At 56.7% G+C, this 13,575-nt stretch carries 13 protein-coding genes and 1 pseudogene; 9 read left to right on the top strand and 5 right to left on the bottom strand.

Annotated elements, in window-relative coordinates; all coding sequences use genetic code 11:
• The first annotated feature begins 11 nt into the window (after positions 1 to 11).
• On the top strand, positions 12 to 1,580 hold the full coding sequence (locus RA167_RS14845) for a phenylalanine aminomutase (D-beta-phenylalanine forming) (protein ID WP_076788384.1): 1,569 nt from the start codon (positions 12 to 14) through the stop codon (positions 1,578 to 1,580).
• A 13-nt stretch (positions 1,581 to 1,593) separates the two neighbouring features.
• On the opposite strand, the pseudogene RA167_RS14840 reads toward RA167_RS14845, so the two are convergent.
• Positions 1,594 to 1,979 (bottom strand): annotated as a pseudogene (locus tag RA167_RS14840) (integrase core domain-containing protein); the annotation flags it as partial.
• Between the two features lie 222 nt (positions 1,980 to 2,201).
• On the opposite strand from RA167_RS14840, the gene RA167_RS14835 reads away from it, so the two are divergent.
• Positions 2,202 to 3,992: a cholesterol oxidase substrate-binding domain-containing protein gene (locus tag RA167_RS14835; protein ID WP_076788383.1), complete on the top strand. Its 1,791-nt coding sequence runs from the start codon at positions 2,202 to 2,204 to the stop codon at positions 3,990 to 3,992.
• 155 nt (positions 3,993 to 4,147) lie between these two features.
• Here RA167_RS14835 and RA167_RS14830 read toward each other — a convergent pair whose 3' ends face one another.
• The gene (locus tag RA167_RS14830) at positions 4,148 to 4,798 is read right to left on the bottom strand and encodes a UdgX family uracil-DNA binding protein (protein ID WP_076788381.1); all 651 of its coding nucleotides are present in this window, start codon (positions 4,796 to 4,798) and stop codon (positions 4,148 to 4,150) included.
• A gap of 238 nt (positions 4,799 to 5,036) precedes the next feature.
• Between RA167_RS14830 and RA167_RS14825 the strand changes: the two genes are divergently transcribed.
• Entirely contained in the window at positions 5,037 to 5,468 is a 432-nt protein-coding gene (locus RA167_RS14825; protein ID WP_076788379.1) for a CBS domain-containing protein, read from the top strand.
• Positions 5,469 to 5,583: 115 nt separating this feature from the next.
• Here the strand turns inward: RA167_RS14825 and RA167_RS14820 are convergent, their stop codons facing one another.
• Positions 5,584 to 5,847 carry a hypothetical protein gene (locus RA167_RS14820; protein WP_370642990.1) on the bottom strand — a complete coding sequence of 88 codons (264 nt, stop codon included), beginning with the start codon at positions 5,845 to 5,847 and terminating at the stop codon, positions 5,584 to 5,586.
• Between the two features lie 135 nt (positions 5,848 to 5,982).
• Positions 5,983 to 6,330: a hypothetical protein gene (locus RA167_RS14815; protein WP_076788376.1), complete on the bottom strand. Its 348-nt coding sequence runs from the start codon at positions 6,328 to 6,330 to the stop codon at positions 5,983 to 5,985.
• A gap of 414 nt (positions 6,331 to 6,744) precedes the next feature.
• On the opposite strand from RA167_RS14815, the gene RA167_RS14810 reads away from it, so the two are divergent.
• From RA167_RS14810 to RA167_RS14785, 6 genes are all read left to right on the top strand, one after another.
• Positions 6,745 to 6,849 carry a potassium ABC transporter ATPase gene (locus tag RA167_RS14810; RefSeq protein WP_212667346.1) on the top strand — a complete coding sequence of 35 codons (105 nt, stop codon included), beginning with the start codon at positions 6,745 to 6,747 and terminating at the stop codon, positions 6,847 to 6,849.
• Positions 6,846 to 6,941 (top strand): potassium-transporting ATPase subunit F, encoded by a 96-nt coding sequence (locus RA167_RS14805; RefSeq protein WP_083703616.1) that lies wholly within the window; start codon positions 6,846 to 6,848, stop codon positions 6,939 to 6,941. The genes RA167_RS14810 and RA167_RS14805 overlap by 4 nt, the downstream gene beginning before the upstream one ends.
• Complete coding sequence (gene kdpA / locus RA167_RS14800; protein ID WP_076788372.1) at positions 6,938 to 8,746, top strand: potassium-transporting ATPase subunit KdpA; 1,809 nt, start codon at positions 6,938 to 6,940, stop codon at positions 8,744 to 8,746. The genes RA167_RS14805 and kdpA overlap by 4 nt, the downstream gene beginning before the upstream one ends.
• An 85-nt stretch (positions 8,747 to 8,831) precedes the next feature.
• A complete protein-coding gene (gene kdpB / locus RA167_RS14795; RefSeq protein WP_076788693.1) occupies positions 8,832 to 10,898 on the top strand; it encodes a potassium-transporting ATPase subunit KdpB in 2,067 nt (688 codons plus the stop codon).
• A gap of 100 nt (positions 10,899 to 10,998) precedes the next feature.
• Complete coding sequence (gene kdpC, locus RA167_RS14790; RefSeq protein WP_076788370.1) at positions 10,999 to 11,580, top strand: potassium-transporting ATPase subunit KdpC; 582 nt, start codon at positions 10,999 to 11,001, stop codon at positions 11,578 to 11,580.
• A gap of 369 nt (positions 11,581 to 11,949) precedes the next feature.
• Positions 11,950 to 13,116 carry a porin gene (locus RA167_RS14785; RefSeq protein ID WP_076788369.1) on the top strand — a complete coding sequence of 389 codons (1,167 nt, stop codon included), beginning with the start codon at positions 11,950 to 11,952 and terminating at the stop codon, positions 13,114 to 13,116.
• Between the two features lie 208 nt (positions 13,117 to 13,324).
• On the opposite strand, the gene RA167_RS14780 is transcribed toward RA167_RS14785, so the two are convergent.
• A complete protein-coding gene (locus RA167_RS14780; protein ID WP_175972488.1) occupies positions 13,325 to 13,477 on the bottom strand; it encodes a hypothetical protein in 153 nt (50 codons plus the stop codon).
• Positions 13,478 to 13,575: the final 98 nt, after the last annotated feature.

Below are 13,575 nucleotides of genomic sequence, written 5' to 3'. Positions count from 1 at the left end.
AGGGGTCGGTTATGGATAAAATGCTAGAAATTACAGGTGAGCCCATAAGGGCAAATGATATTGCCAGGGCGGCATATGATTTTAATATTAATGTTCGCCTTGGGCAAAAGGCATGCAAGTCTATTGTTGAATCCCGTAAATTGCTTGACGACCTTCTTTTGCAGGGGAAGGTGATTTATGGTGTAAATACAAGTATGGGGGGATTTGTTAAATACCTTATCCCAGAAAAGTATGCGACGCAAACGCAAGAAAATCTTATTGCGGCAGTCGCAACAAATGTTGGTCCATATTTTGATGATGCTGTGGTTCGAGCGACGATGTTAACACGTATCAACTCGCTTGCTCGAGGAGTATCTGCAATTTCACTAGAAAATATTCAAAAATTTGTAGATATTTTTAATAAAGGAATATGTCCTTGCGTACCTCAGAAAGGTTCTCTTGGTACGAGTGGAGATTTGGGACCACTTGCTGCTATTGCTTTGGCGCTAACTGGAAAATGGAAGGTTAGGTATCAAGGGGAAATCATGAGCGCCTCAGAGGCACTGTGTAGGGCTAATATTGAGCCGCTCAGGCTTAGTTATAAAGAGGGCTTGGCATTAATAAATGGAACCTCGGCCATGACTGGCTTGGCGTGCCTAATAGTAAATGATGTGGAGAATTTAATTAAATCATATGAATTAATAACATCGTTAACTTTGGAGACATTGAAAGGAAAGCGTAAGGTATTTTCACCGTTGGTGCACGAAGAAAAGCCGCATCGAGGCCAGCAAGCGTCTGCAGCAAATATCTACAACGCGCTTGCCGACAGTAATATGATAAGTAGTGAGGATGATGTATCAAAAAGTCTTCGATCGCAACTTTGCGATAATGTGATAGATAGTGTTACTGATCAAATCGAAGATGCGTATTCTTTGCGTTGTACGCCGCAAATAATTGGACCGATTAGGGATGCTGTGGATTATGTTAAGTGTGTGGTAGAGAATGAGTTGAATTCTAGTAATGACAATCCTTTGGTGATTCCAAAGCATGGTGATGTATATCATAATGGCCATTTTCATGGTCAGTATATTTCCATGGCGATGGATCATTTATCTATCGCGTTGGTTACGTTAAGTAACTTGTCGGATCGGCGTATCGATCGATTTATGGATAAAAATAATAGCAATGGATTGCCACCATTTCTTTGTGTGAGTGATCAAGGAATCCGACTTGGGTTGATGGGAGGGCAGTTCATGAGTGCTTCCCTTGCCTCAGAAAACCGGTCTTTATGTATGCCAGTCTCTATTCAGTCATTGCCCTCGACAGCTGATTTCCAAGATATTGTGTCACTTGGTCTTGTGGCTGCTCGGCGTGCACAGGAAATATTTAATAATACCGTTTATGTTATAAGCTTCGAACTTTTGTGTGCATGTCAAGCAGCTGATATTCGTGGTGCTGACAAATTGGGAACGCATACTGCCATGCTTTATAATTCGGTGCGGTCTTTTTTGCCGTTTTTTGATAAAGATGAGTCGCTTACCCCATATCTAGAAGATATTGCTATTTTTATTCGAAATGGAATGGCTCATTCTTCGAGGTGAGGTTCTTTCCCAATCAGGGCCGTTCTAAAGTGGAAATTTCCGGCTCTTCGGGGTGGGCCGAATCGGCTCGGGACTTGCACTGGCGGGCGAATTCGGCGGGCGTCATCCACTGCAGTGCCCAGTGGGGACGCGCCTCATGATAGTACTCGCGCCAGGCCTCGATTTTGCGCTTGGCGTCCTCGAGCGACAAGAACCCATGCGCGTTGAGGCATTCCTCACGCAGTGCCCGTTGAACGACTCGTTCTTCGCGTTATCAGTTGGCTTGCCGGGACGTGAGAAATCGATCTCTACACCTCTCTCATACGCCCACTTGTGGAGCACTTTAGAGATGAATTCGCTGCCATTGTACGTCTTGATAAAGCGCGGTAATGGTCGACCCGCAGCGATGCGATCCAGCGCATGGCTGCTATCCGCTCGGTTTCGACGGATACAGTTACCGACTCAAATAGGCTGCCAAACTCTTGCACAAAAGACCAAAAAGCGTTAAATAACAACCTTATCCTGTTCCACAACGTAGAGGAATTTGCACGACCGAACGTAGAAGGGTTTTAACTGGCCGTCCGGCCGGTCTCATTTCCTTCATTTCTTCATTTTTTATTAATTAAGAAATAGGAGTTAAAAATGGAAAGGAATTATAAAAAGAAGGGCTGTGTGAGTTCCCGCCGGAAGTTTCTTTCTGATATGGTCATGTTGTCCACTTCGGGTATCGTTGCTGGAGGGTGGACGCCAATTTATCAAATATCAGCCAACGCAAGTGAAACATTGGTGAATTTCCCGGTCGGGATATCAATTTATCGGCAGGCTTACGAGAACTGGAGCAGGGAAATATTTGTAGATAACGTATGGACAGCGGTGCCTAAAACCCCTGACGACATCGTTTCCATCGTGAACTGGGCGAGATCAAATGATTTTAAGGTTCGCCCACGTGGATATATGCATAACTGGTCTCCATTAACAATGGACTCGGATAGCAAGGCTTCTTCAGTTGTTTTGCTTGACATGACGAAGAACCTGACCGCCGTATCAATTGACACGGCATCAAAGCCAGCTCGAGTAACTGCGCAAACAGGCGTATCGATGGGGGCTTTGCTCGAAAAACTGGAAACAAAAGGCCTGGGAATGACAGCTGTGCCTGCCCCCGGCGACATTACGTTGGGAGGGGCATTAGCGATTGGTGCGCATGGTACTGCTGTGCCAGCGAAAGGGGAGAAATTATTATCAGGGCATACCTATGGCTCTTTGAGCAATCTTATTCTATCGTTAAGTGCGGTGGTGTATGATGAGACAAAGAAAGAGTATATATTGAGGACGTTTTCCCGTGAAGAGGCAGATATTAGTGGATTCCTTACGCATGTCGGACGAGCTTGCATTGTCGAGGTGACGATGCAAGTTGGAGAAAATCAGCGCTTACGCTGTCGGAGTCACATTAATATTTCTGCTAATGAATTATTTGCAAAACCTGGAGCATCTAAAAGGGCTATTGGATCGTTTCGAAGATCCAAGCGAACCATTGAATCGTTTCTTGATAAATCTGGTAGGATAGAAGTAATATGGTTCCCATTTACAAGCAATCCATGGCTGAAAGTCTGGAGTGTAAGGCCAAATAAGCCATTATTTTCTCGCGTTGTCACGAAGGCGAATAATTATCCATTTTCAGACTGGATTTCTATAGAATTATCTGATTTAATCAAGCGTATTGTTATTGACAACGAGGTAACTATTACCCCGGTTTTTGGCCAAAAGCAGTTGGCAATTGCAACTGCAGGCTTGGTTGCCACGCATAGCCTGGATATTTGGGGATGGTCAAAAAACTTACTACAATACATTCGACCCACTACACTGCGGGTTACTGCAAATGGCTATGCAGTCGTTACCAGCCGGGCTAACGTCCAGCGTGTCATTAGCGATTTCATCGAGAACTATCAGGAGCGCATTAATGCGTATCAGAAGCAAAACCAATACCCAATTAATGGCCCTCTCGAAATTCGGGTGTCAGGGCTGGATAACCCGAATGATGTGAGCCCGAGTAGTGTCACTGCTGCCCTATCTGTGATTAAGCCACGCTTGGATAGACCAGATTGGGATATTGCGGTTTGGTTCGACATTTTGACTTTGCCTGGAACGCCTCACGCGAATAAATTTTATCGCGAAACAGAACAGTGGATGTTTTCACATTATGCAGGCTCCTATGCGACAATGCGACCAGAATGGTCTAAGGGGTGGGCATATACAGATTCAGCAGCTTGGAACGATTACACGACGATTAGCACAACCATCCCGAATATTTATAGGGAGGGTCAAATCAGCCAAGAGAAAGATTGGGATAAAGCTATCAAGACACTCAATAAATACGATCCTAACCGTATCTTCTCATCTGCGTTGCTCGACAAGCTATTGCCTTCAGGAGTATAAGGGATGGAGTTTCTGGAAGTATAACGGGCGTGCCGCAAGGTGCGCCCCTTGAGCGCGTCCATGATCTGGCTGTCTGTGAATATCGATTTCTTTATTGCGTAGAACTCTTTTAACAAAAAAATTCTACTTTTATTCCCGCTGGATTCTCGAGAGAATTACCCACCCTGCTGCTCGAGTTGCCGCGCTAGTTTCCCCGCCCGCCGCAGCGCCTCGACGATTTGCACATAGGCGCGCTGCCGCGTCGGTTCATCGGGCGCCCGTAGAGCGAACGATGGGTGATAAGTTGGGATGACAAAGTGCCCGCCGTGCTCAATCGTGTGATCTAACAAACGCTGCAGTGTCACAGTCGGATCTTGCAGCACGGCTTTGAGCGCTATCGCGCCAAGGGCGACGACTACAGCGGGTGCAACCGTATCGAACTCACGATCGAGCCAGTAGTGGCACGCTTCGATTTCGCGCTGTGCAGGCGTTTTGTGCATGCGCCGCTTACCGCGCGGCTCCCATTTGAAGTGCTTGACAGCGTTCGTCACATAGACGTCGCCGCGGGCAACGCCGGCCTCCCGCAACGCGTCGTCCAGTAGTACGCCAGCCGGACCGACAAATGGCCTGCCTTGTCGATCTTCCTGGTCGCCGGGCTGTTCACCAACCATCATGATGGGCGCATGAGCGGGCCCCTCGCCTGGCACCGGCTGCGACGCGTCGTGCCACAGCGCACAGCGCCGGCAATCGTCCAGGCTTTGCGGCTGCTGTTGCGGTTCGATTTCGATCTTCCCGTGTTCCTGCGTTATCGGTTTGCGCGCGGTCATAACGAGACTCCTGGCACATGGGCTTGCACGACGCGTGCCCGCGGTTCTGGACGCGGTCCTCAGGCGTTGTACTCCAGTCGCCACATAGACGCCGTGCATTTTTCAGTAAATTGTAAAAAGCGGTCGTGTAACGGCGATGCGGTAGTGGGGTCGTATGGAGGCCGTATGCGCGAGCAGGCGGCACGTCCGTTGCTCGATGGTAAAGGCATTCGTTCACTCATATTCACGGAGGTTGTCTATGCACCACGTTCAGGAAATCATGTCTCGGGACGTCGTCCATATCAGTCCGTCCGACACGATTCGACATGCTGCCGAGTTGATGGACCAGTACGATATCGGCGTGTTGCCGGTATGCGAGAGCCGCAAGCTTACCGGCATGGTCACGGATCGCGATCTTGCGGTGCGCGCGCTGGCGGCCGGTAAGAACCCTGATAGCCCGGTGAGTGAGGTCTGTACGCCGCAGGTCGAATGGTGTATGGAAGACGACGATTTGGATGCTGTCCAAAAGCGTATGGCCGACGCGCAACTGCGCCGCATGCCGGTGATCAATCGTCAGAAGGAGCTGGTGGGCGTGCTGTCGCTTGGAGACGTCGCCACGCGCAGCGTCGGCGCGTCGCACGACGAGGTCGCCAATACGCTGGAGGGCGTGTCGCAGACGCGACGTCATTAATATAAGAGATGGCGGCGCTTGCCCCAGCGCGAATGGGGTCCAAGTATTGGACGCCGGGGCGGCGGCTTGACCGACTGCCGCCCCGGCATTGAGACGTCGCGAGGCAGGGAAACGATCAGCTTTTGTTCGATGGCTGTGAGGACGGAGCCGCGTTATCGTCGTGGCTGCCGCGCGACTGATGATCATCATCAGGTACGATTTTCGTCACACCGCCTGTCGCGGGCGGGTCGCTGGCAGGAAAGCTGTCCTCGACCGACTTATCGATTGCTTCCTCTTTCTTGTCGCGCGAGATGTGTTCCTTGGTTGACATATTGGTCGTGGCTCCATAAAACAGACGATGAATGTCTTCGCAAACCGCGTGCCTGGAGAGATTGGCCAAGCGGCCGGCGCCCCTGGGCACCGGCTCGGTAGGCGCCATCTTAGCGGCTAGCTGTCGTCGTTAACGGCTACTGTCACGCCTACCTTGGTGTGGTGGGCAGGCTGTTAGGAAGGTTGGCTGCTTCACCACGGCGGCTCAGCGCGCTATCGTCCCGGAAATCGTAGTGAGCCGCTCATTCAGTGCGCGCTGCGCGTCGGCATCCAGGCCGCCGCCGTGCTGGCTGGCGGCGCGGGCAGCGTCCCGTTGCACGTCGTCGAGCCGGTGCTTCAGCTCGGCGCCTGCCGCAGCCGTGTAGTCGCCGCGCGTCACGCGCACATCGATCAGGCGACGCTCGTTAGCAATCCGAGCATTGATTTGCTCATACCGCTGGATACCTTCCACCACCGAGTCCGGATGGACGGATGGGGGCGGAGGCGTCTGCGCGATACAGCCGCACAATAACAAACTGCCCATCAGGATCGGGACGAAGCAACGCAATGGCATGGCAACTATGAAACGGGCTTAGTACAGATAGGCCCCGCGGTCAGTCGACGACGCAAGGGTGAGGGTATCGCATTCGCATATGCCCCTATATGTTTGGCGCGCCGGCTTGCTGATATAGAATCGTATCGCGCAGCTAACGGGTCAGCAAGACAATCGGGCGGCGATGGCGCCGCGCTCGTGACAGTCGCGCATGCCGCCGAGGATCTATGCGATTGCCGTGCACAACGGCGCGTTGACGGATTCGCCGGCACCCGCACGCGCAGCGGTTAATGAGACCATGCGCGCCGCCGTCTGGGGTGATGGGGGGACGGCGTTTACGCGCTTTTTACGCTGCGCAGGCCACTCTTATCGGACGATTTATGGCCCTGCGGATAGCCTATCAGATGCCTTGGTGCATTAACGGAGAACATAACAATGGACCTCATCTACCTCGCCGGCATCGTCCTGTTCCTGGGACTGTGCATGGCGCTGGCGGCCGGCTGCGACAAGCTGCGCCGCACACCCGGAGGCCGCTCATGATGGCGTGGATGACATGGCTGGCTGGCATCGCGACGCTGCTGGTGCTGGGGTACCTCGTGTATGCGCTGCTGCGCGCGGAGGATTTGGGATGAACGCCAATTCGTTTTTGCAGGCGGCGCTGTTCATCATCGTGCTGATCGCGCTGGCGCTGCCGCTTGGCCGCTATATGTGCGGGGTGCTGGATGGCTCGTCGGTGCTCGTGCGCAAGCTGGGCCGCCCGCTGGAGCACGGGCTGTATCGAGTCGCGGGTGTTGATCCGCAGGCCGAGATGTCGTGGAAGCACTATGCGCTCGCGGTGCTGCTGTTCAACGCGCTGGGGGCTGTCGTGGTGTATGGCCTGCTGCGGCTGCAACAATATTTGCCGGCTAATCCGCAGGGGCTCGGCGCGATGACGCCCGATGCCGCGTTCAACACGGCGGTCAGTTTCGTGACCAATACCAACTGGCAGGATTACTCACCGGAGTCGTCGGTCAGCTACCTGACCCAGCTGACGGGCTTGGCTGTGCAGAACTTCTTGTCTGCGGCCACCGGCATTGCGGTGGTGGTCGCGCTGATCCGTGGGTTTGCGCGCCATACCGCGCGCACCATCGGCAATTTCTGGGTCGATTTGACGCGCGTCACGCTTTACATTCTCGCGCCACTGGCGATTGTCGTGTCGCTGGTGCTGGTGAGCCAAGGCGTGCTGCAAAACCTGAAGCCGTACCAGCAAGTATCGACGTTGCAGGTGACGACCTATCCGGTGCCTAAGATCGACGCACAAGGCAATCCGGTCAAGGACGCGCACGGCAATGTGATGATGCAGGACGCAAAGGTGGACAAGCAGACCTTGGCTATGGGGCCAGTCGCATCGCAGGAAGCGATCAAGATGCTGGGCACCAATGGCGGTGGCTTCTTCAACGCGAACTCGGCCCACCCATTTGAGAATCCGACGCCATTGTCCAACTTTGTGCAGATCCTGTCGATCCTGATCATCCCGGCCGGATTGTGCATCGTCTTCGGACGCATGGTGGGCGACCGCCGGCAGGGCTATGCGGTGCTTGCGGCGATGACCATCGCGTTCGCGGTGGCATGCTTTGCGGAAATCTCCGCAGAACAATCCGGCAATCCGCTGTTTGCGTCGCTGCACGTGGACCAGCAGGCGTCGGCGCGACAAGCGGGTGGCAATGCCGAAGGTAAGGAGGTGCGCTTGGGCATCGCGCAGTCCGGCATCTTCACGGTGGCGACTACGGCGGCATCGTGCGGCGCGGTGGATAACACGCACGATTCGCTCACGCCGATGGGTGGCTTTGTGCCGCTGCTGCTGATGCAACTGGGTGAAGTGATTTTCGGCGGCGTCGGCTCCGGGCTCTACGGCATGCTCGTGTTCGCGTTGCTCGCCGTATTCGTTGCGGGGTTGATGATCGGGCGCACGCCAGAGTACGTCGGCAAGAAGATTGAGTCGTTCGAAATGAAGATGGTGGCGATTGTGGTGCTGCTTACGCCGTTCCTGGTGCTGGTGGGCACGTCAATTGGGGTGCTCTCGCCGCTGGGCGTGGCCGGTATCGCCAATCCCGGGCCGCACGGTTTCTCCGAGGTGCTGTATGCATTCAGCTCAGCAGCCAACAATAATGGCAGTGCGTTCGGCGGGCTGTCGGTCAATACGCCTTTCTACAACGTGTTGTTGGCGGTCGCGATGTGGTTTGGCCGCTTCGGCACGATCGTGCCGGTGTTGGCGATTGCGGGCTCGCTGGCAAACAAGAAGCGCATTGCCGCGACGCCGGGTACGCTGCCCACGCACGGCCCGTTGTTTGTCGTGTTGCTGCTCGGCACGCTCGTGCTGGTCGGCGCGCTGACCTATGTGCCTTCGCTGGCGTTGGGGCCGATCGTCGAACAGTTGATGATGATCGCCGGCCATTGATTTCGAGGAAAGCATGACTAACGTCAATCCATCGCTTGCTCATCGTGCAGATAACCTCGGGCAGGCTCGTACCGCGGTCCATTCGATGTTCGATCCGGTGCTGCTGAAGCCCGCCATCGTCGATGCGTTCAAGAAGCTCGCGCCGCGAACCCAACTGCGCAATCCAGTGATGTTCTGTGTGTACGTGGGCAGCCTCCTGGCGACGGTGTTGTGGATCGCAGCGCTTGCCGGGCAGGCCGAGGCGCCGGCCGGTTTCATCTTGGCCATTGCGTTATGGTTGTGGTTCACGGTGCTGTTCGCCAACTTCGCCGAGGCGCTGGCGGAAGGCCGCTCGAAGGCCCAGGCCGCGTCGCTGCGCAGTGCCAAGCACAATGTGATGGCTAAGAAGCTGAACGAGCCTCACCCGAAAGCGCCGGTCCGTATCATGGCGTCCACGGATTTGCGCCGCGGTGACGTGGTGTTGGTCGAGGCGGGCGACACGATTCCGGCGGACGGCGAGGTCATCGAAGGTGTCGCGTCGGTCGACGAGTCGGCGATCACCGGTGAATCGGCGCCCGTGATCCGCGAGTCTGGCGGAGATTTCTCCTCCGTCACTGGCGGCACACGGGTGCTGTCGGACTGGATCGTGGTGCGTGTCAGCGTGAATCCCGGCGAGGCCTTCTTGGACCGGATGATCGCGATGGTCGAGGGCGCTAAGCGGCAAAAGACGCCCAATGAGATCGCGTTGACCATCCTGCTGGTTGCGTTGACGCTCGTGCTGCTGTTTGCGACCGCGACGCTGTTGCCGTTCTCGATGTTCTCGGTCTCTGCGATGAAATCGGGTCATATCGTGACGATCACGGCGCTGGTCGCGTTGCTGGTATGCCTGATTCCGACCACGATCGGCGGATTGCTGTCGGCGATCGGGGTGGCCGGCATGAGCCGGATGATGCAGGCGAACGTGATCGCGACATCCGGCCGCGCCGTCGAGGCCGCCGGCGACGTCGACGTGCTGCTGCTGGACAAGACCGGTACGATCACGCTTGGCAACCGGCAGGCGTCGGCGTTTGTGCCGGCGCCAGGCGTGTCCGAGCAGGAACTGGCCGATGCCGCACAGTTGGCGTCGCTGGCCGACGAGACGCCGGAAGGCCGCAGCATTGTGGTTCTCGCCAAGCAGCGTTTCAACATTCGCGAGCGGGGCATGGCTAGCCTGCATGCGCAGTTCCTCGGTTTCACCGCTCAGACGAGGATGAGCGGCGTCGATCTGCCTGAGCGCGAGATCCGTAAGGGCGCGGCTGACGCGATCCAGCAGTATGTCAAGGCGCATGCAGGCCACTTTCCTCAGGAAGTGCGCGCGGCGGTCGATGACGTGGCGCGCCGCGGCAGTACGCCGCTGGTCGTCGCGCAGCGGCAGCCAGGCGCCGATGGCCAGGCTCGCGTGCTCGGTGTGATCGAGCTGAAGGACATCGTCAAGGGTGGGATCAAGGAGCGCTTTGCCGAGTTGCGCAAGATGGGTATCAAGACGGTGATGGTGACCGGCGATAACCGCCTCACCGCGGCAGCGATTGCCGCCGAGGCTGGCGTCGATGATTTTCTGGCCGAGGCCACGCCAGAGACCAAGCTTGCGACGATCCGCGCGCATCAAGCCGAAGGGCGGCTGGTGGCGATGACCGGCGACGGCACGAACGACGCTCCGGCGCTGGCGCAGGCCGACGTAGCGGTCGCGATGAACACCGGCACGCAGGCGGCCAAGGAAGCGGGCAACATGGTCGATCTCGATTCGAATCCGACCAAGCTGATCGAGATCGTGGAAATCGGCAAGCAAATGTTGATGACGCGCGGCTCGCTGACCACGTTCTCGATCGCCAACGATGTGGCGAAGTACTTCGCGATCATTCCGGCGGCCTTCGCGACCACCTATCCGCAGCTGCACGTGCTCGACGTGATGCGACTCACTTCGCCTTCCTCTGCCATTTTGTCGGCGGTGGTGTTCAACGCGCTGATTATCGTGTTCCTCATTCCGCTCGCGCTAAAGGGAGTCAAATACCGGCCGCTGGGTGCTGCTTCGCTGCTGCGACGCAACCTGCTGATCTATGGACTGGGTGGCATCGTGTTGCCGTTCCCGTTTATCAAGTTGATCGATATGGTGATCACCGCCCTGGGCTGGGCCTGATCCGTTCCTTGAAACCCTTGCCGGGCGGGTCGGCGTCCCTTCGTTTGCCCTTGTCCGGCCTTTTTGGGGGCGGCACGCTGCTCCACTGTGAACCAGAATCATGAACACTTTACTGCGTCCCGTGCTGGTGTTGTTCGTTGCGCTGACGGTGATCACGGGCATCGTCTATCCCGCCGCGGTCACGGCGATCGCGCAGGCTGTTTTCCCGGCGCAGGCCAACGGCAGCCTGATCGAAAAGAACGGCAAGCTGATTGGCTCGGCGCTGATTGGACAGCAGTTCAATAGAAACGACTACTTCTGGGGCCGGCTGTCGGCGACGACACCGAATCCGTACAACGCGCAAAGCTCGAGTGGATCAAACCTGGGGCCGACCCATCCCGCGCTGGCGGACGAGGTGAAGGGACGGCTTGCCGCCTTACATAAAGCCGATCCGGCCAACACGGCGCCGGTGCCGGTGGACTTGGTGACCTCGTCAGGCAGTGGCTTGGATCCAGACATCAGCCCCGCGGCGGCGGCCTATCAAGCCCCCCGCGTGGCGCGGGCACGAGGCCTTCCACAAGCGCAGGTCGACGAGTTGATTGCCCGCAATACGACCGGTCGGCAGTTCGGCTTGTTGGGTGAGCCACGGGTGAACGTGCTTAGGCTCAACCTGGCGCTAGATGAGTTTAAGCCGATGCGCTGAGGAAACGACACGGCGATAACCTGTCTCCATATAAAGTATGGCCCGTGGCACTGCGGGCTTTGCATCCATCGTGCCCGGGGGCAACGCGACCACCCCGAGGCGGAACGCGACAAATCGAAGTATTGCCCGTCCTCGCCGGACTGGGCGGTGTTTTGTGCGGCGCGCGTGGTGGGCTGCAGTAGCTTATTTCCTACGGAATTTGCATTGGCAGCACGGGCTATCACACCGTCTGACGAAAATGGCGGTTGCAAATCCATACCGTCTGGATTTAGCAACGTCGGCTCGGCTTTTATTTCTTTTTTCTACAGGCGTCGAGGTATGCTGCGGCCGCAGCGAAAATTAAATGAACTACCGTTTAGGGAAGATTAGATGAAACGACTGGTACTCTCGGCCATCTCGCTCGGCGTGCTCGCCGCTACCTCGGCAGCGCATGCCCAAAGCTCGGTGACATTGTATGGCGTTATCGATGAAAGCATGACCTTCTTGCATAACCAAGGCGGCAAGAACCAGTGGTCCACGGTTTCCGGTAACCTGCAGGGGTCGCGCTGGGGCTTGACGGGGGCGGAAGATTTGGGCGGCGGCCTAAAGGCGATCTTCCAGTTGGAAAACGGCTTTAACCCAAACGATGGCCGTCTGGGCCAAGGTGGCCGCGAATTTAGCCGTCAGGCTTATGTAGGGTTACAGAACGATGCATACGGCACGGTGACGCTGGGTCGCCAATACGTGCCGGATACAGACCTGGTACAAGGCATGACGGGCGACAACTACTTCGGCTCCGTGTTCGCAACGCCGGGTGACGTCGACAACTACGACAATAGCGTGCGCGTCAACAACTCGGTCAAGTACGCGAGCCCGGTCTGGGCCGGCTTCCAATTCGAAGGCTTGTACGCGTTCGGCAACCAGGCCGGCTCGTTCGGCGACCGCCGTGCGTGGGGCGCTGCGCTGGCGTACACAAACGGCCCAATCGCCGTGGCGGCGAGCTACCAGTACTACGATGGTGGCAAGGTCACCAACGGCGTGCGGGACTTCTCGGGTGCCACCACGACGGCGACCAACACGACGACCGACTCGGTTTTCAACGGCCCGGTCAACGGTGCCTACACGTCGGCTGCGTCGCTCAAGATCGCCCGTGTCGCTGGTCAGTACACAATCGGCCCGGTCAATGTCGGCGCGTCGTACAGCAATGCGCAGTACACGGCGGATTCCGCTTCATCGTTCGGCCAGACGCAAAAGTACAACACCGGCAACGTGTTCGCGACCTACCAGGCCACGCCGGCGCTGCTCACGGGCATTGGCTACAGCTACACGAAGGGTTCGGGCAACTCGTCGGCAAAGTACAACCAGGTGAGCCTGGGCGCTGACTACAGCCTGTCTAAGCGCACTGACGTGTACCTGGTCGGCGCATGGCAAAAGGCCGCCGGCCAGCAGGACGGCGCGGGCGCGCAAGCCCAGGCTTCGATCGGTTCATACGGTTTTGCAGGGGCGAACGGCGGCGCGCAAGAATACGTTGCGCTGGGCCTGCGCCACAAGTTCTAAACGGCACGCAATCTGCTTCTGCGGGGGGGCCGGCGTGGCCGGTTCGGCGCAGGGGGCAACAAAAGCGCAGGCAAGCGCAGGCTTGACCTGCGTTTTTTTCATGTGCGCCCGGTTGCCTCGACCCGCGCGCGGCCGACCGCCGCTGCGTGGCCAACTGCCGCCTCATGCACCCGGTTTTACCCCCGGGCCACGGTCACCCGTCATGGCCTCACGGCGAGCGAGTCGCCTTGGCATCACAGCCGCCGCCCAGATTCATGATGCCGGCGGGCAGCTTTGTGCCCATCGGATATTGGCCGGACGAGATGGCGGCGATCAATGACTCGATAACATGTTCGGTCAATGTGCAGGGTCTGGCCGACATCGGAAAGGCCAAGTATTCAACGTGTCGGGTTTGCATGTTATATGAGGACTTGGGGACTGGGGAAGCGGGCGAACATCCTTGTGCGAATGCACGATCGC

It is taken from the genome of Mycetohabitans endofungorum (assembly GCF_037477895.1).
Taxonomy (GTDB): Bacteria; Pseudomonadota; Gammaproteobacteria; order Burkholderiales; family Burkholderiaceae; genus Mycetohabitans.
The sequence above is the reverse complement of the archived record's forward strand: the minus strand, read 5'-3'. Positions and strand labels throughout refer to the sequence as shown.

Coding starts and splice junctions, on each gene's coding strand:
- RA167_RS14805 (WP_083703616.1), top strand. CDS start 6,846: ATGATGGCGTGGATGACATGGCTGGCTGGCATCGCGACGCTGCTGGTG.
- RA167_RS14835 (WP_076788383.1), top strand. CDS start 2,202: ATGGAAAGGAATTATAAAAAGAAGGGCTGTGTGAGTTCCCGCCGGAAG.
- RA167_RS14845 (WP_076788384.1), top strand. CDS start 12: ATGGATAAAATGCTAGAAATTACAGGTGAGCCCATAAGGGCAAATGAT.
- RA167_RS14825 (WP_076788379.1), top strand. CDS start 5,037: ATGCACCACGTTCAGGAAATCATGTCTCGGGACGTCGTCCATATCAGT.
- kdpB (WP_076788693.1), top strand. CDS start 8,832: ATGTTCGATCCGGTGCTGCTGAAGCCCGCCATCGTCGATGCGTTCAAG.
- RA167_RS14815 (WP_076788376.1), bottom strand. CDS start 6,330: ATGCCATTGCGTTGCTTCGTCCCGATCCTGATGGGCAGTTTGTTATTG.
- RA167_RS14780 (WP_175972488.1), bottom strand. CDS start 13,477: ATGTCGGCCAGACCCTGCACATTGACCGAACATGTTATCGAGTCATTG.
- kdpC (WP_076788370.1), top strand. CDS start 10,999: ATGAACACTTTACTGCGTCCCGTGCTGGTGTTGTTCGTTGCGCTGACG.
- kdpA (WP_076788372.1), top strand. CDS start 6,938: ATGAACGCCAATTCGTTTTTGCAGGCGGCGCTGTTCATCATCGTGCTG.
- RA167_RS14785 (WP_076788369.1), top strand. CDS start 11,950: ATGAAACGACTGGTACTCTCGGCCATCTCGCTCGGCGTGCTCGCCGCT.
- RA167_RS14830 (WP_076788381.1), bottom strand. CDS start 4,798: ATGACCGCGCGCAAACCGATAACGCAGGAACACGGGAAGATCGAAATC.
- RA167_RS14810 (WP_212667346.1), top strand. CDS start 6,745: ATGGACCTCATCTACCTCGCCGGCATCGTCCTGTTCCTGGGACTGTGC.